Genomic DNA, 17,675 nt, shown 5'->3' with positions numbered 1-17,675 from the left:
TTACTGCTCTCGGACGAGAACCTGTTGCAGCCCAAAGGCGTGTTGTGGTGTTTTGTTGGCCGAACCTAGCTTCATCCTGAAACCAGATATCAACACTCTCAAGCCTTATGTGGCCAGGGATCTTAAGGATCGTTTCAATTTTGAATTTTTTTAAAATCCTCTTGGATTTTATCTGATTGCTTCGGGTGCCGTGACCGTGAGGTGATCCACGAGAAGCCTARGTGCTTAAGTAGATAATAGATGGAATCAGGATGATAGTTCTTRCCAAATTCTTTCATAATATAGGTATGAATATCGGCGCCTGTGAGTCGGCCTCCCTCATTGCTTTTWGCGCGTAATTCAATGAAGTCAGTCAGCTGTTTTTGCTGTGCAGGGCTTAAGAAAGCCGGTCTTCCTGTTCGTGGCTTCTCTTGTAATCCACTTAGGCCTTCTTGGAGAAAAATTCGTACCCATTTATTAACACTGGTTCGACTGACTTTAAGAAATTTAGTAATTTCAGTACGCGAATAGCCATCTTGAAAGTGCGATAGTGCCAGTAATCGCATTTTCATTTGAATGGATTTTTGTTGGCTTGCGAGTGCTTTGAAGTCGATATTTTTTAAGCTATCCATAGCATTTATCGTTGTTTTTCAGATGAGGTAATTAGATCATATTTTTACTGAGATTGGTATTAGCTGAATCAACAGAACAGGTTTGGAGTTGGTCTTGCGGTAGTGGCATTTGTCTTCTATAAGAAAAATAAGGCACAGATGGCACTTTAATTCGTAAGGGATCACCTGAAAAGTTACAGAAATTGAATGTTAAACGAATGATTTGTTTGTTATCTATACTCATGGGTGCAAATTTCGAATATTCTTGAATTAATTCTGGTAATTCTCTGCTAGCTGTATAAAATACTCACCACTTCTTAAGGAATTATTCATGCCTTAGGATGTGGTAAGGCAGTATTACAGGGGTGTAGCTCCAATTGGCAGAGCAGCGGATTCCAAATCCGCGTGTTGGGAGTTCGAATCTCTCCACCCCTGCCAGATATAAAAGCCTCGACAGAAATGTCGGGGCTTTGCTGTATCTGGAGTTAGCGAAAATTGTTCGAGGTCAACTCAAGTAGGCAAACACGTATTTTGCGCTTGTTGGTTATGATAATTACCGATAGCATATGATCGTTGTTACTAGTAGTCACTGTTAGTAACGGGTGATGGAGTTCCACCTTTAACCGCTCGACTGAGATAATGACTCCTGCTGTAGTAGGATAGATCCGTCTATGGTGGGGCCCGGTCATTTGCCATAGCATCTATCCTTGAATATATTTCCGATTGAGATAGAAACTTGGTATGGCACACCCATTAAGCGCTAATCCGAAAATCTTTGTCCAGATCCTGAGATGGACACTTCTTATTATTCCTGTTGCCGTGATTGTCGGCTCTCTGAATGCTTTCTTCCTGTGGGTTTTAAACCTAGCTACCGAAACACGAATTGATAACGCTTGGTTGATTTATCTGCTGCCCCTGGCTGGTATTGTTATTGTGTATTGTTACCGGAACCTCGGTAAAAACTCTGAAGGTGGCAACAACCTGATCATGGATGAAATTCATGAGCCAGGTGCTGGTATTCCTACTCGTATGGGGCCATTGGTATTGATCACGACAGTGATTACCCATTTGTTTGGCGGCTCTGCTGGGCGAGAAGGGACTGCGGTTCAAATCGGCGGTGCGACAACCCATTGGTTGGCTCGAATCTTTAAGCTCAATGAAGCTGATACCCGGTTGATATTGATTGCCGGGGTGGCTGCTGGCTTTGGTGCCGTGTTTGGTACACCTCTGACAGGAGCTATTTTTGCCCTTGAAGTATTGGCTATTGGGCGTTTGCGTTATGATGCTATCATCCCTGCCTTATTTGCTGCCATTCTGGCTGATGTCGTTTGCAGTGCATGGGGAGCCCACCATACTCATTACCGCATAGACTTTCTTGAGACCATCACTTTATTTGAGCATGCAGTCAAAGTTGATATTATCATGGTTGCGAAGATTGTGTTGGCAGCCATTGCTTTTGGTCTGGCTGGGTATCTATTTGGTGAATTGACCCATGTGTTTAAAGATATTTTTAAAGCGACGCTGAAGAACCCTTACCTTATTGTTGTCACCGGAGGCTTGATCGTAATTGCTGCGGTTCACTTAATTGGCAACAATGACTACATTGGCCTTGGCGTCTATTCGAGTCGTGAAGGAGGGGTCAGTATCCTCAGCGCATTTACCGAAGGCGGTGCAGAATGGTACAGCTGGTTGATAAAGTTGTTATTGACGGCGATTACACTGGCTGCCGGTTATAAAGGCGGGGAGGTGACCCCGTTGTTCTTTGTTGGAGCGACACTAGGCAATACCATGGCTTGGGTGCTGGGTGCACCGGTTGACCTATTCGCTGCATTGGGATTCTTAGCTGTGTTTGCGGCAGCAACCAATACCCCGCTGGCATGCACCATCATGGGGGTTGAATTGTTTGGTGCCGAGCATATGTTGTACTTTGCCATTGCCTGTTATACCGCCTATTACTTTAGTGGCCATACAGGTATTTATTCTTCGCAAAGGGTGGCAGTACCCAAATTGTTTGATTTGGATGGGGCACCGAATATCACCCATAAGCTGGGTGAGCTGCGGGATACTCACTCATCTTTGCTTAAAAAAATGGTGAAAAAACATACTAAATGATTGTCGGGCCGCATGAAAATGCGGCCCGAATTGTTTTTACACCAGTTCATCATTTTCTACTGATAGCACTTGCTGCTGATTGCCTGCTTACCTATACTCTTCACTCAACTTGTCGGAGTGCCAACTGGCTGAGACCGCATTGCGGGATCCGTAGAACCTGATCGGGCTAATACCTGCGAAGGGAACAAGAGATAAATCTTCTGTTTAGCTGCACAGTCATGGCTGATATGTTTTAGCAGCGGTATCAGATGACGCTGCACACCCTATGTGTACGCCTCTTGTTTAAGCACCAATCCGTCAAGCAACTTCCCCCTATATGGAATTAAAGGAAATTGCTATGTCGAGTCGCAAACAAGCGAGACTGGAAGCTAAACAATTTATTGATTCACTAACAACCCAACCTTATCCCAACTCCCAAAAAGTGTATGTTCAGGGTAGTCGACCTGATCTGCAGGTACCAATGCGTGAAATTTCGCTGTCGGACAGTTTGGTCGGTGGAACAAAAAAAGCCCCTTCTTTTGAGCCTAACGAACCAATACGAGTCTACGATACATCGGGTTATTACACGGATCCGGAGCTGACGGTTGATATTTATGCCGGCTTACCCAAAGTACGCGAAAACTGGATTACCGAGCGAGCCGACACCGAGTTGCTGGATGAGCTTAGTTCTGCATATTCCAAAGAACGCTTAGCCGATGACACGCTCGATGAGCTGCGCTTTGCTGAAGCGAACCGTATACGCCGGGCCAGAGCCGGTCGGTGTGTGACTCAGCTGCATTACGCCCGTCAGGGGATTATCACTCCGGAAATGGAGTTTATCGCGATCCGTGAAAATATGGGCAGGGTGAAGTATCGCGATGAGGTGTTGAACCAGCAGCATCCGGGGATCAGCTTTGGTGCCAATTTGCCGGAAGAGATCACTCCTGAGTTTGTGCTAAAGGAGGTGGCGGAAGGCCGTGCGATTATTCCGGCTAACATCAATCACCCTGAAACTGAACCGATGATCATTGGCCGTAACTTTCTAGTGAAAGTGAATGCCAATATTGGAAACTCTGCCGTTAGTTCCTCTATTGAGGAAGAAGTCGAAAAATTAATGTGGTCGACCCGCTGGGGCGGTGATACGGTGATGGATCTCTCTACCGGTCGTAATATTCATGAGACCCGCGAGTGGATCATCCGAAACAGTCCGGTGCCAATCGGAACGGTGCCGATGTATCAGGCACTAGAAAAGGTGAATGGCATTGCTGAAAACCTCCATTGGGAAGTGTTCCGCGACACTTTGTTGGAGCAGGCAGAGCAGGGGGTTGATTACTTTACGATCCATGCCGGTGTATTGCTGCGTTACGTCCCGATGACGGCTAAGCGAGTAACGGGTATTGTTTCCCGTGGTGGCTCTATCATGGCCAAATGGTGCCTGGCTCACCATGAAGAAAGCTTTTTGTATGAGCATTTCCGTGAAATTTGTGAAATTTGCGCCCAATACGACATTGCATTGTCATTGGGTGATGGCTTGCGTCCGGGATCTGTTGCCGATGCCAATGATGAAGCCCAGTTCAGCGAGCTGCGCACGCTTGGCGAACTGACCAAGATAGCCTGGGAATACGATGTCCAGGTTATGATTGAAGGCCCGGGTCATGTGCCGATGCATATGATCAAAGAGAACATGGACGAGCAGCTCAAGCACTGCCACGAAGCCCCATTCTATACCCTTGGCCCGCTGACCACTGATATTGCCCCTGGCTACGACCATATAACCTCAGGGATAGGTGCGGCATTGATTGGCTGGTATGGCTGCGCCATGCTTTGTTACGTCACACCGAAAGAACATCTGGGATTACCCAATAAAGACGATGTAAAAGTGGGTCTGATCACGTACAAACTATGTGCTCATGCGGCAGACTTGGCAAAAGGTCATCCGGGGGCCCAAGTGCGTGACAATGCATTGTCAAAAGCGCGCTTTGAGTTCCGGTGGGAAGATCAATTTAATCTAGGTTTGGATCCGGATACGGCGCGAGCCTATCACGATGAAACTCTACCTCAGGAGTCCGGTAAAGTGGCTCATTTTTGTTCAATGTGTGGGCCCAAATTCTGCTCGATGAAGATCTCGCAAGAGGTGCGGGACTATGCCTACAATCTGGAGAAAAATGGGGATCTGGCGATCAAACTGCTTGAAGACCCTCTCGAAGGGATGCAGCAGAAAGCCGATGAATTCCGAGCTCGAGGTAGTGAGTTGTATCACCCTGTTCAAGAGGATAGTTAATGAGCTCTTTATGTTTACCCGATAGTTTAACGCCGCTGCTGATGCATGTGGAACCTTTGCTTGCCGCCGCTGATAAGTATCAGCTGGGCGAACAGGTGAGTGTTGACTGGAGCGAATCGGGTACCGTCGATATTCAGATCGAAGAGCGTCAGTTCGGCTTGGTGTATAACCAGGCCGAGGCTGATATTGCTGGGTATAAGGTGCTGGATCAGTGGATGGTACCTTTTCCCGAGCTAAGCGAGATACAGCAACAAGTCGCCGAGGACCCGTCCTTGGTTGTCTGCGGGCTGCCAACTGAAAAGGGCTGTGTCGATATTTGGCACCATCATGGTGAAGCCCAAGCGGTGTACTGCCATCATGCCGGTGCCAGCGAACCACAGCGTGCAATGCTATTGGTTGCTTTGGCGTTGGATTACCCGTTGGAAGATGCGGTTACGTTATCTCGGGCCCATGCCCGTGGTTATTTTGAAACCCATGCTGACGGTTATGGCGAAACTGGCTGGCCGATGAACCGTGAGTTATTTCCGCGGCCATTGACCGCCAATCACCCTGAGGTGGGCGAGTTGGGCTGGGTAAGCAAAGAAGTGGCGGTAGCGCCTTTTGCCGCCACCGATGTTGCCAAACTGGCACTATATCCGGTGGTGGACTCAGCTGAGTGGGTTGAGCGCCTACTGGCCTTGGGTGTGACGACAACCCAGCTGCGGATTAAAGATCCCGCAGAACCTACATTGGAAACCCAGATTAAGCAGGTCATTGCTGCTGGAGAACAGCATCAGGCTCAGGTCTATGTGAACGATTACTGGCAGATGGCAATCAAGCATCAGGCCTACGGTGTTCACCTTGGACAGGAAGATCTGGAAACCGCGGACTTGGCGGCGATCCAACAGGCTGGTTTGCGTCTGGGTCTGTCGACTCATGGTTACTATGAAATCTTGCGGGCGGCAGAATTCAGCCCGAGCTACATTGCGCTGGGGCATATTTTTCCGACGACAACCAAAGAGATGCCGTCGAAGCCCCAGGGGCTGAATCGTCTTGCGCTATACCAAAAACTGATTGGTGACATGTTCCCAACCGTGGCCATTGGCGGAATTGACCTGATGCGGGCAGAAAAAGTCTGGCGTACGGGAGTTAGCAGTGTCGCTGTCGTTCGTGCAGTGACACAGGCTGAAGATACTCAGGCTGCGGTTGATGCCTTTAACCAGTTACTGGTTCGTCATGAGCATGCGAAGGACTGCGATGGTGCTCAGTGATCAGGCGTTCATGCGCTATAACCGCCAGATCATGCTGCCCGAAATCGGGGAGCATGGCCAGCTGTTATTGGGCAAGGCTCAGGTGTTGCTGGTCGGTGCGGGCGGGCTTGGCTCGGCGGCTGCGTTGTATTTGGCTGGGGCCGGTGTCGGCAACATCATTATCGCCGATGATGATGAGGTTGACAGCTCCAACTTGCAGCGCCAGGTGATCTACCGTGATATCCATCAGGGACAACGCAAGGCACAAGTAGCAGCGGAGCAACTCAAGGCGCTGAATCCACATATTCGAGTTCGGGCGGTACAGGCGCGGCTAGCCGATCAGAGACTGGCTATGGAAGTCGCAATAGCCGATGTGGTGCTGGATTGCTCGGATAATCTCGAAACACGACATGCGGTTAACCGGGCTTGTCTTGAGGCCAATAAGGTACTGATTTCCGGAGCTGCAATTCGTTGGCAGGGGCAGTTGATGGCCTTTGATTTCCGCCAGGGCCATGGCCCCTGCTATCACTGCCTGTTCCCTTGGCAGCCGGAATCGCCGCAGGAGCCACAGAATTGCAGCAACGCCGGTATTGCCGGTCCGGTGGTCGGCATGATGGGTATGCTGGAGGCGTTGGAGGCTATTAAGCTCATCACCGGAGCCGGTGAGGTCGCCTTTGGTGCGCTGCAGCAGTTTGATGGCCTGACGCTGGGATGGCACCGATTTAATCTTGCTCAAGATACACAGTGCCCGGTGTGCGGCACAGGAGAATAAAAAATATGACAGTTACGACGTCAGCTATTCAGGTTCAGGTAAATGGCAAGCCTGTGGAGTGCCCTGAAGGGCAAAGCCTGACTGCGCTGCTTACTACTTTGGACATGCCATTGCAGGCAACTGCAGTGGCCTTGAATGACGATATTGTTGCCCGTAGCGACTGGAACGGCACACTACTCAATACCGGCGATCGTATTGCCTTATTCCAAGCTATTGCCGGAGGCTAAATGCTTACTATTGCAGACAGAACTTTTTCATCCCGCCTGTTTACCGGTACGGGGAAGTACGCCAATAGCCAGACAATGGCTGAATCAATCATTGCTTCCGGATCTGAGCTTGTCACTATGGCATTGAAGCGGGTCGATATCGAAAACCGTGATGATGATATTTTGGCCCCATTGCTGGCGGCTGGAGTTAATTTGCTCCCCAATACCTCGGGGGCGAAAAATGCCAAAGAGGCGGTGTTTGCCGCCAAGCTGGCTCGCGAGGCGCTGGGGACAAATTGGCTGAAACTGGAGATTCATCCCGATCCGAAATACCTGATGCCGGATCCGATTGAAACCTTGGCGGCGGCACAGGAATTGGTACGCGAGGGGTTTATCGTACTGCCTTATTGCCATGCAGACCCCGTCCTGTGCAAACGATTGGAAGAAGTCGGCTGTGCCGCCGTTATGCCGTTAGGTGCTCCGATTGGTTCCAACAAGGGCTTGGCATCTCGTGACTTCCTCGAAATTATCATTGATCAGGCGCGGGTGCCGGTGATTATCGATGCCGGAATTGGCGCGCCATCCCATGCTGCCGAAGCCATGGAAATGGGGGCCGATGCCGTCTTGGTCAATACCGCTATTGCCGCTGCGGCCGATCCGCTGGCAATGGGCAAAGCGTTCAAACTTGCCGTTGAAAGTGGCCGAATGGCATATGAAGCAGGGTTGGCCGGGACGGTTAACCATGCGATAGCCTCTAGCCCGTTGACTGCTTTTTTAGATCAAACCACATAGGGGCTCGGTATGAGTTACGTTGATGTCTGGAAGCAGCTCGAGTGGGATGACATCCGGTTGTCGATTTATAGTAAAACGGCCACGGATGTTGAACGTGCCCTGCGCAAATCCAAGCGGGATCTGGAAGATTTCAAGGCGCTGATCTCGCCTGCGGCCGAGCCCTATCTAGAGCAGATGGCACAGCAGTCGGCAGCTTTGACTCGCAAGCGTTTCGGTCATACGATTTCATTTTATGTGCCGCTGTACCTGTCTAACTTGTGTGCCAATGCCTGTACCTATTGTGGTTTTTCGATGGAAAACCGTATCAAGCGCCGAACGCTGAATACGCAGGAAATCACGCGGGAATGCCAGGCAATCAAGGCGATGAACTTTGATAGCGTGCTGTTGGTGACTGGTGAGCATGAGCGAAAGGTCGGGATGGCGTATTTCCGTCAGGCAGTGCCGGCGGTTAAAGAGCAGTTCAGTTATTTGGCAATGGAGGTCCAGCCGCTGGGTCAAGATGAATATGCCGAGCTGAAAACGTTAGGCCTAGATGCCGTGATGGTATATCAGGAGACCTACAGTGCATCAACCTATGCCGAGCATCACCTGCGAGGCAATAAAATGGACTTTGAGTATCGTCTGGAAACGCCGGATCGTCTGGCAAAAGCCGGGATTGATAAGATTGGAATTGGTGCCTTGATCGGGTTGGAAGAGTGGCGGACGGATTGTTTCTATGTCGCTAGCCATCTCGATTACCTTGAGCGTACCTATTGGCAGACTCGGTATTCCATCTCGTTCCCGCGTCTGAGGCCTTGTGAAGGCGGCTTGCAGCCAAAATCCGTTATGAATGATCGCCAGCTGGTTCAGCTGATCTGCGCATATAGGCTATTTAATCCGGAAGTCGAGTTGTCGTTGTCGACCCGTGAGTCACCGCAGTTTCGTGACAATGCCCTGCCGCTAGGGATCACCAGTATGTCGGCGGGCTCGAAAACTCAGCCAGGCGGCTATGCCGACGATGAGCCGGAGCTTGAACAGTTTTCTATCAGCGATGAACGCTCTGCCGTAGCAGTGGCTGAAGCGGTGAAACAGCATGGCTTCGAGGTGGTCTGGAAGGACTGGCATCACGCTTATTCTGGGTAACAGACTTGTTGCTATCTGGCTCTATATCGGTATCGACAATACTCCTTTATGGTCTAGAGTATGAAAACGCCCGCATTAATGCGGGCGTTTTTGTTTCTACGGCTTAGGGCTGTTAACGCTTAATAGGTGTCGTCGCTTGTGCCAGCCAAGCCAGGTCATCATCGACCAGTGACGGGCTGATCACCTCGAACACAGTTTTGTGGTAGTGGTTCAGCCATGCCAGTTCGACATCGGTCAATAAGTTAATATCGATCAGGCGGCGGTCAATCGGGGCGCGAGTCAACGACTCGAAACCCATCACCGTCATATCACCCTGAGTGGCAACTTCTACCACGAGCTCTAGGTTTTCGATACGAATACCAAAGGCATCGGCACGGTAATACCCCGGCTCGTTGGAAAGCACCATGCCCGGTAGCAGTGCTGTTGGGTTATACACTTTGGCAATACGTTGCGGGCCTTCATGAACACTCAGGAAGTGACCGACACCATGGCCGGTGCCGTGGTCATAGTCAAAGCCGTGAGCCCATAGGTGCTGGCGAGCGAGTGCATCGAGCTGGGAACCGGTGGTTCCTTTGGGAAAACGTGCCGACGCCAGGGCAATATGGCCTTTCAGTACCAGCGTAAAGGTTTGCTTCACTTCGTCGCCAGGCTGACCGATGGCAATCGTACGGGTAATATCGGTGGTACCGTCTGGGTACTGGCCGCCTGAATCGACCAGATAGACGTTATCCATTTCCAGTATGCTTGGCTCAGGTTGGTTGAGGTGATTGTAGTGACACATCGCCGCGTTACCGCCAGCGGCCGAAATGGTATCGAAGCTCACATCGGTACAGCTGGTGTCCTGAATACGGAATTGCCATAACTTATCAGACAGCGTGCCCTCATCAAGCAGGTTGCCTTCAGCGACCTGACTATCCACCCATGCCAGGAATTTAGAGACCGCGACACCATCACGGATATGGCAGGCTTTCATTCCGGCAATTTCAGTTGGGTTTTTTGCTGCTTTTGGCAGCAGGCAAGGATCGGCAGCTTCAATCAGGCTGGCACCTGCTGCGTGTAGTACCTGACTGGCCCAGGCGTTGCTGGTTGCCGGATCAATCAATACCTGTTTGCCGTTCAGGGCCTGTAGGCCAGCTTCCAGTGCCTGTGGTTGATGGATACGGACACCGTCACCGACGTGCGAGGTAAATTCCTCTGGAAGGCGTGCCGGATCAATGTAGAAATCAACGCTTTCGTCAGCATGGATAATGGCTGTTGATAGCAAGACCGGTAGGCTTGGTACATCGCTGCCGCGTACATTCAATAACCAGGCAATACTATCGACCTGAGTCAGAAGCGCCGCTTCGGCTTGTTGTTTTTTCAATTCTGCTGCAATGTCGATGCGTTTGTCTGCGCTGCTTTGGCCAACGAAGTCCAGGCCCATCAGTTTCGCATCCGATAGCGTCGCCGCCGGACGATCATGCCACAGCGTATCGATAGGGTTGGCATCAATACAAACCAGCTCCAGAGCGCCAGCAAGGCTTTCGGTTGTACGAGCTAGCCAAGCACCGCTGTGAAGGCGAGCATCAATAGCCACTTTGCTACCAGCGGCAAGGTTATCCTGAGTCCACTGAACCGGCGGCTCGTCAATCAGGTGGCGGTATTCAAAGATCTCTCCAGGAACTTGCTTGCGAACTTGAACGACGTAACGACCATCAACAAATACCGCTGCTTTATCACGCGTGATCACCGCCATACCGGCAGAACCCGTGAAGCCTGTTGCCCACAGCAATCGCTCGTTATGGGCCGGGATGTATTCGCCGAGGTATTCATCTTCATGAGGAATAAGCAAAGCGTCTAGCTGGTTGTCTGCCAGCCACTGGCGGATCTGCTCAACACGTTGTGAGATAACTTCTTGCATGTTTTGAGGTTCCTTGTTATTGCCACCGTCCGTGCGACGGAATGAATGCCAACCTGAATAACTCAAAGCAAGACGGGTACCAATGAAACTGATTGCCTTGCACTGAGTTGTTCAGGCTGAGCATGTTACGTTAGCGCTTTTGCTGGCTGGCTGCAATTAAGAGGCAGATAAATCACGACATCGGCTGATGATTAGCTCTCTTAACCAACTGTGTCCGAGGTCTTTTTCTTGATGTTGATGCCAGAAAAGGTTGTAGGCCATAGCAGGAAGCTCTGGAGGCAACGGCAGCACGACGAGATCGAGTTGGGCGGTAATGTAATGGGCAAAGTGGCTCGGAGCGGTAAACACGAGATCCGTATGGGTGCATAAACTGGCGGCACTGTTAAAATCGGGAACGTACATTGCGATATCACGATGCAAACCCTTTTCAGCCAGTTTATAGTCCAGCAGCCAGCGATCATCCTGCCCGCAGCGTACCTGAATATGGCGTTGCTCAAGGTAGTACTCTTCATCCCACGCCCTATCGGCCTGACACAATATCGGGTGATCCTTACGGACGATGCAGCGCTGAGTATCACGGCATAACTCTTGGAAAATAATCCCTTTGGGAGGCATGAGCGTCAGCATGGCATCCTTGGGGTTGAGATCTTTGCCGGTGATGCCGAAATCTATTTCGCCCCGCTGTAGCCGATCAAAGGTATTGGGCTCCCATGCCTGGGTATCTAGAATGATATTCGGCCCTTTTGAAAAAATATCACCCAAAAACTGCGGGAGGAAAAGCGGATAGGCGCTTTCGACCAAGGCCATCTTAAAATGGCGCTCACTGGTCTCGGGGACGAACTTTGCCGGTGCAGTAAGTTGTTCGATCTCTCGCAGCAAGTGATCCAGCAAGGGGAGAAGCGCTTGTGCCCGCGGAGTGGGGGCCATGCCATGGGCGGTTCGGATAAAAAGAGGATCGTCAAACTGCTCCCGTAGCCTCGTCAGGCTTTTGCTGACCGCTGACTGGCTGATATTCAACCGCTTGGCGGCATAGGTAACACTACATTCCTCCAATAGGACATGGAGACAAATCAGCAAGTTGAGATCGATACGGGCAAGCTTTTCAAAAGACACAACAATAACCTCTGGTAGAGTGATATTCCAAAAAGGAAATTCTGATTTGAATATAAACCATTTCTATTCATATCTCTAAGGGCTTAGACTGCCGCCATAAAGAGAGAGGAATGTTACATGCAGCCTGATACAACTCAGTCAGGAACAAGATTAGTCACCCTGATGGTCACCCTTGTTCTGTTTAGCCCGCTGGCTATTGATATTTACCTGCCCGCCTTACCGGCGATGGCAGAGACGTTTGCCGTTGATACAACGCGGGTACAGGATACTGTTACCTGGTTCATGTTTAGCCTCGGATTAGGGCAGTTATTGGCCGGGCCGCTGGCTGACCGTTTCGGCCGCCGGCCAATTGCGCTGGGCGGCGTGACTATTTATGCCTTCAGTGCAGCTATGGCGCATTGGGCGCAGACATTGGATTTATTGCTGGTGGCGAGATTGTTGCAGGGCTTCGGTGCCTGTGCGACTTCCGTCGCTGCCTTTGCCGCCGTTCGCGATAGCTTCGGCCCAGAGCGTAGCGGCCGAATGATCAGTTATCTCAATGGCGCTATCTGTTTTATACCTGCCTTGGCCCCTTTGCTCGGCTCATGGTTGACCCATGAATTTGGCTGGCGCTCCAATTTCAGCTTCATGGCTGGCTTTGCCTTGGTTGCCGGTACTTTTCTGACGCTCTTTTTCAAGGAAACACGCCCGGTAGATACCAAAATCGATGGTGCGCTGTTCAGCCCTGAGCGTTATATGTCGGTACTGCGCGAACCGGTATTCTTGTTCCACGCTACGCTTTGCATGCTGGCGATGGCCGTGATTTTGGCCTACGTTACCTCGGCACCGGTATGGCTGATGATGGAGCTAGATCAGGATATGGGCCAGTTTACAATGTGGTTTGGGGTGAATGCAGCCCTGAATATTCTGGCCTGCATGGTTGCCCCCAAATACATGGATAAGTTTGGTACCCGTAACACCTTGAACCTTGGCTTGCTGATGCTGATAGGCTCTGGTGCCGCGATGCTGGTATTGAGCAGTATTTACCAGGCATGGGCCTTTATGGTGCCCATCTTTATGTCTTCTTTCGGCTTTGCCTTTGTATTGGGCTCGGCGGCCGGCAAAGCGCTGGCACCGTTCGGAGATCGTGCAGGAACGGCAGCAGCCTTGCTCGGGCTGTTCCAGATGAGCGGTGCCGGTATGATGGTGAGCCTGACTCAGCGTTTGGATTTAACGCCACCGATGTTACTGACACTGCAGATGTGGCTGCTGGTTCCCGGCTTACTGATCCTATGGTCCAAACTGGGCCGCCGCTGGCATGCAGTAGCAGCAACCAGCTAGTACAGTTGAATTTATAACTAGACGTCTTCCCTTTAGGACGCTGGGTCTCGACAACCCTAATATGTTTTGCCTGTCACGCTGTGGCAGGTTTTTTTTTGCCTTTCCATTGCTGGACGAGCAAGCCGCAGACAATTAGTACCAGCCCTGCAAGGGTCGAGACATGAATTTCTTCGCCGATAATTGTTGCCAGCAGCAGTAGTGAGATAAACGGCGAAATGAATATCAGGTTGCTGATCCGGGCGGTATTGCGGGTTAGCCTTAAGGCATTGAGCCAGAGTACAAAAGTGATCCCCATTTCAAACAGCCCGACATAGCTGACTGCAGCCCAGCCTTGCCATGGCACACTTGGCCAATCCCCTAGATAGAGGCTGAGGCCGACAGAGAAAGGCAGGGAAACCAAGAACCCGAGTAGTACGCCCAGTACGGGATCGGCCTGGTTCTTGGTATTTAGGATCCAGTACATCGCCCACAACAAGGTGGACAGCAGTGCCAGGGCGACACCGAAAGGATTGTCAAACTGCAGTGCCATGACATCGCCCTTGGTAGCAATAACCACGACGCCCAGATAGCCTAACCCACAGGCAGCCCAGTCTTGTTTACGAATTTTCTGACCGAGAAACACCGCGGCCATCAGGGTGAGAGTAATTGCCCAGCTGTAGTTGAGTGGCTGAGCCTGTGAGGCAGGCTGTAAGTCATAAGCCTTGAACAGGATCAGATAATAGGCAAAGGGGTTAATTAAACCGAGTAGTAAATAGTAGAAAGGGCGGGCTATGAACGTACGGCCAAGCAGATGAAGCTTGCCCTGAAAGATTGCGATCACAATCAGCGCTATGGCTGAGACCACACTGGCAGCAACCATCATTTGGATCGGACTGAAGAAATCAAGCGTGATCTTAAATGCCGTGGCGACTGTCGACCATAGCAGAACCGCTGCCAATCCATATCCGAGTGCGTACCGTTCGTTCATCATTTATCCACAATCTGAGAGGCTGCTTCCGTCGGCGAGAGCAGCACGGGTTATTCGTCATACCAAAAGGCAAAGTCTATTCGATTGTTGAGAGCCCGACCAGATCACAGATTCTCAGGCTGTGACAGCAAGCCCAATCATAGTGACGGATAGGTTGTCGTCACTGGTGAGGCCTGGTTTGCTGGTTAGAATGGCTGGACATTTATCCAGTATCCACTTAGCCTTTATCACAGAGTAAATCGAGAATGAGTCCGTCTGAATATCCTCGTTCTTTCTATTATTTAGGGTTGGAATACATGATAACTGAGTGGCTCACAGGAGCGGAGCTGGCTGTCGTTGCTGCTTTGTCAGGAGCAACCGTAGCCAGTGTGATCACCGCATTGTGGATGAAAGGCCGGTGGCAGCAACAAGCGCAGCTATTACGCCAACAGGCAGAAGCGGATGCCCGCCTGGCTCAAAACCAGGAGCAGCATTATCTGGCTCAGCTGGCAGAGCGAAACCAGGATCTCGATGAGCTGGATGTCGAACGCGATCGTCTTACCTCCGAGCTGCGTCAAATGCATGCCCGTCTGGCGGCCGCGCTAGAAAAAATGCGCCACTTCGAAGCGCTGAAAAACGAGAAGCAGTACCTGACCGAGCAGCTGGAAAACGCCCGGATGGCCAATGCCGGGTTGGAAGCGGATCTGCGTGAGCAGGAAGCCCGTCATTTCGAAGAGCAGAAAGCGGCGGATGACAAGATTGCCTTGCTGGAAAATGCCGAGGAGCGGCTGCGGGTGCAGTTTGAAAGCCTGGCCAACCGGCTGTTCGAGCAGAAAACCCGTACCGTCGACGAGCAGAATAAGCTGAGCCTGGAACATTTGCTTAGCCCGCTCAAGGAGCAGCTGGAAGGGTTTAAAAAACAGGTGACCGATAATTTTAGCCAGGAAGCCCGTGAGCGTCATACCTTGGTGCATGAAATCAATAACCTGAAACAGCTTAATGAACAGATGGCCCAAGAGGCGATAAACCTTACCCTGGCCCTGAAGGGTGACAATAAGGCGCAGGGGAACTGGGGCGAAGTGGTCCTGGCCAGGGTGCTGAGTGAATCCGGATTGCGGGAAGGGCACGAGTACCAAACCCAGATCAGCCTGGAAAATGAAGACGGCAAGCGTTATCAGCCAGATGTGGTTGTGCATTTGCCCCAAGACAAGGAGGTGGTTATTGATGCCAAGATGTCACTGATCGCCTACGAGCGTTTTTTCAATGCCGAGACGACTGCCGAACAGGAGCTGGCACTGAGCGAACATGTCGTCTCGGTACGTAGCCATATTCGAGGGTTGAGCCGTAAGGACTATCACCAGCTGCACGGTATTCGTAGCTTGGACTACGTACTGATGTTTATTCCGGTCGAGCCGGCATTTCAAGCCGCTATCGAGGCCGACCCTCGCTTGATCCGTGATGCGATGGATCAGAATATCATGTTGGTCAGCCCGACGACCTTGCTGGTGGCTCTGCGAACAATTAATAATTTGTGGCGCAATGAGCGGCAGAACCAGAATGCCAAACAGATTGCCGAACGAGCCGGCAAGCTTTATGACAAGCTGCGTTTGTTTGTCACGGACATGGAAGCCGTCGGAACATCGCTTGATAAAGCCAATCTCAGCTATCAGGGAGCCATGGGTAAGCTGGTGACGGGGCGGGGCAATGTGATCCGCCAGGCTGAGAGCTTCAAGTTACTGGGGGTTGAGGTAAAACGGGATATCAGTCCCAATCTGGTAGAGCAGGCACAGGCAACGGTAGCCGAACTGGAAGAAAATGAGTGTTCGGTGCTACCGCCAGTTGCCTCAGTTGCAAATGATTTATCGTAGAGCTTTGAGCAAACCGTAGCCATCAAGTACACTAAGCCGGATAATTAAACACATACAGCATGACGGATATAGCATGACGGACACCACACAAGATACGACCCATTTTGGCTATCGTACTGTAGCCAAGGAAGAGAAAGCGGATCTGGTCGCGGAAGTATTCCATTCCGTAGCCGCGAAATATGACATCATGAACGATATGATGTCGATGGGTATCCATCGGGTATGGAAGCGCTTTACCATTGACTGCAGTGGTGTTCGCCGTGGCCATCGTGTGTTGGATTTAGGTGGTGGTACAGGCGATCTGACAGCCAAGTTCTCGCGTATTGTTGGTGACGGTGGCCAGGTTGTACTGGCTGATATCAACAACTCTATGCTGAAAGTGGGCCGAAGCAAGCTGCGTGATATCGGTATTGTCGGCAATGTTGGCTATGTACAGGCTAATGCCGAAGAGTTGCCATTCCCGGATGACTATTTTGACTGTATTACCATAAGTTTTTGTCTGCGTAATGTGACCGATAAAGAAAAGGCCCTGCGCTCGATGTACCGGGTACTGAAACCGGGCGGTCGTTTGTTAGTGTTGGAGTTTTCCAAGCCGAAGGTTGAAGCGTTGTCGAAAGTCTATGATGCCTATTCATTCCACCTATTGCCGAAAATGGGTGAGTTGATTGCCAATGATTCGGAGAGCTATCGTTATCTGGCTGAGTCCATCCGCATGCACCCGGATCAGGATACGCTGGAAGGTATGATGAAAGATGCTGGTTTTGAGCAGACCCAGTACTACAACCTGACGGGCGGTATCGTTGCCCTGCACCGCGGCTACAAGTTCTGAGGACATTATGTCATTCGATGCTTTTGTTACTGGCGCGGTAGAAACCTCGCTTAACACCCTACTGAAAGATGACGTTGAAAGCCAACGCCGTCTGGGACGCTTGCGCGGTAAGGTTATTAGCGTAACCATTCATGAATTCGGTAAGAAGCTCGTCTTTATTTTTAGCCAGCAGATTGATGTGCTGGCTGCTTATGAGGGAGATGTGGATTGCGATCTCGCGCTTAACCTCACCGTTCTGCCGGAGTTGCGCCAGCAGGCGAACCTAACCCAGCTGATCAAGGCCGATAAACTGGCGCTGGAAGGTGATATCCAGTTGGCTCAGCAGTTCTCTGCATTACTGAGCGGGCTGAAGCCTGATGTGGAAGAAAAGCTGTCGCAGTACACGGGGGATATTGTTGCCCATACCTTGGTGAGCGGACTGAAAAGTGGCGCACAAAGGATTCGCCAGGGAGCCGAGCGTCGTCAGCGTGATTTGGCAGAAGTGATCACCGAAGAATGGAAGCTTGCCCCTCAGGCTCTGGAAATTGCTCATTTTGCCGATCAGGTCGATGATTTGAAATCTGATGTCGCCCGCTTTGAGTCGCGCCTGAACCAGCTGTTGAGGTTACGTTAAACC

General features: G+C 51.0%; 15 protein-coding genes, 1 tRNA gene and 2 riboswitches. Of the genes, 12 read left to right on the top strand and 4 right to left on the bottom strand.

Going from position 1 to position 17,675, the window contains the following annotated elements:
* Positions 1–134 precede the first annotated feature (134 nt).
* Positions 135–611, bottom strand: coding sequence for an IS630 family transposase (locus EDI28_RS21320; protein WP_128785903.1), 477 nt, complete (start codon positions 609–611; stop codon positions 135–137).
* A gap of 340 nt (positions 612–951) precedes the next feature.
* Between EDI28_RS21320 and EDI28_RS21315 the strand changes: the two genes are divergently transcribed.
* The 8 genes from EDI28_RS21315 to thiH all read left to right on the top strand — a co-directional run bounded on the left by EDI28_RS21315 (position 952) and on the right by thiH (position 9,083).
* Positions 952–1,028, top strand: a tRNA-Trp gene (locus EDI28_RS21315).
* A 154-nt stretch (positions 1,029–1,182) separates the two neighbouring features.
* Positions 1,183–1,246, top strand: a riboswitch (Fluoride riboswitch).
* Positions 1,247–1,331: 85 nt separating this feature from the next.
* Positions 1,332–2,702, top strand: a complete 1,371-nt coding sequence (locus EDI28_RS21310) for a voltage-gated chloride channel family protein (protein WP_128785902.1) — start codon at positions 1,332–1,334, stop codon at positions 2,700–2,702.
* A gap of 103 nt (positions 2,703–2,805) precedes the next feature.
* Positions 2,806–2,903, top strand: a riboswitch (TPP riboswitch).
* 136 nt (positions 2,904–3,039) lie between these two features.
* Entirely contained in the window at positions 3,040–4,962 is a 1,923-nt protein-coding gene (thiC, locus tag EDI28_RS21305; protein ID WP_128785901.1) for a phosphomethylpyrimidine synthase ThiC, read from the top strand.
* On the top strand, positions 4,962–6,212 hold the full coding sequence (locus EDI28_RS21300) for a thiamine phosphate synthase (protein WP_128785900.1): 1,251 nt from the start codon (positions 4,962–4,964) through the stop codon (positions 6,210–6,212). Before thiC ends, EDI28_RS21300 begins: the two co-directional genes overlap by 1 nt.
* Positions 6,178–6,963: a HesA/MoeB/ThiF family protein gene (locus EDI28_RS21295; RefSeq protein ID WP_233353486.1), complete on the top strand. Its 786-nt coding sequence runs from the start codon at positions 6,178–6,180 to the stop codon at positions 6,961–6,963. The genes EDI28_RS21300 and EDI28_RS21295 overlap by 35 nt, the downstream gene beginning before the upstream one ends.
* 5 nt (positions 6,964–6,968) lie before the next feature.
* Entirely contained in the window at positions 6,969–7,190 is a 222-nt protein-coding gene (thiS, locus tag EDI28_RS21290; RefSeq protein WP_128785899.1) for a sulfur carrier protein ThiS, read from the top strand.
* Positions 7,191–7,961, top strand: coding sequence for a thiazole synthase (locus tag EDI28_RS21285; RefSeq protein WP_128785898.1), 771 nt, complete (start codon positions 7,191–7,193; stop codon positions 7,959–7,961).
* A gap of 9 nt (positions 7,962–7,970) precedes the next feature.
* Positions 7,971–9,083, top strand: a complete 1,113-nt coding sequence (gene thiH, locus EDI28_RS21280) for a 2-iminoacetate synthase ThiH (RefSeq protein WP_128785897.1) — start codon at positions 7,971–7,973, stop codon at positions 9,081–9,083.
* Between the two features lie 112 nt (positions 9,084–9,195).
* Here the strand turns inward: thiH and EDI28_RS21275 are convergent, their stop codons facing one another.
* Positions 9,196–10,983 (bottom strand): aminopeptidase P family protein, encoded by a 1,788-nt coding sequence (locus EDI28_RS21275; RefSeq protein ID WP_128785896.1) that lies wholly within the window; start codon positions 10,981–10,983, stop codon positions 9,196–9,198.
* Positions 10,984–11,139: 156 nt separating this feature from the next.
* Positions 11,140–12,096, bottom strand: coding sequence for a LysR substrate-binding domain-containing protein (locus tag EDI28_RS21270; RefSeq protein WP_128785895.1), 957 nt, complete (start codon positions 12,094–12,096; stop codon positions 11,140–11,142).
* Between the two features lie 117 nt (positions 12,097–12,213).
* Here EDI28_RS21270 and EDI28_RS21265 point away from each other — a divergent pair, with 117 nt between their 5' ends.
* The gene (locus EDI28_RS21265; protein WP_128785894.1) at positions 12,214–13,416 is read left to right on the top strand and encodes a multidrug effflux MFS transporter; all 1,203 of its coding nucleotides are present in this window, start codon (positions 12,214–12,216) and stop codon (positions 13,414–13,416) included.
* 73 nt (positions 13,417–13,489) lie between these two features.
* Here the strand turns inward: EDI28_RS21265 and EDI28_RS21260 are convergent, their stop codons facing one another.
* A complete protein-coding gene (locus EDI28_RS21260; protein WP_128785909.1) occupies positions 13,490–14,383 on the bottom strand; it encodes a DMT family transporter in 894 nt (297 codons plus the stop codon).
* A gap of 296 nt (positions 14,384–14,679) precedes the next feature.
* On the opposite strand from EDI28_RS21260, the gene rmuC reads away from it, so the two are divergent.
* From rmuC to EDI28_RS21245, 3 genes are all read left to right on the top strand, one after another.
* On the top strand, positions 14,680–16,230 hold the full coding sequence (gene rmuC, locus EDI28_RS21255; RefSeq protein WP_128785908.1) for a DNA recombination protein RmuC: 1,551 nt from the start codon (positions 14,680–14,682) through the stop codon (positions 16,228–16,230).
* A 73-nt stretch (positions 16,231–16,303) separates the two neighbouring features.
* Positions 16,304–17,059: a bifunctional demethylmenaquinone methyltransferase/2-methoxy-6-polyprenyl-1,4-benzoquinol methylase UbiE gene (ubiE, locus tag EDI28_RS21250; RefSeq protein ID WP_128785893.1), complete on the top strand. Its 756-nt coding sequence runs from the start codon at positions 16,304–16,306 to the stop codon at positions 17,057–17,059.
* Positions 17,060–17,066: 7 nt separating this feature from the next.
* The gene (locus EDI28_RS21245) at positions 17,067–17,672 is read left to right on the top strand and encodes a ubiquinone biosynthesis accessory factor UbiJ (protein WP_128785892.1); all 606 of its coding nucleotides are present in this window, start codon (positions 17,067–17,069) and stop codon (positions 17,670–17,672) included.
* Positions 17,673–17,675: the final 3 nt, after the last annotated feature.

It is taken from the genome of Photobacterium chitinilyticum (assembly GCF_004104355.1).
In the GTDB taxonomy this organism is placed as follows: domain Bacteria; phylum Pseudomonadota; class Gammaproteobacteria; order Enterobacterales; family Vibrionaceae; genus Photobacterium; species Photobacterium chitinilyticum.
This window is presented reverse-complemented; position numbering and strand designations above follow the sequence as displayed.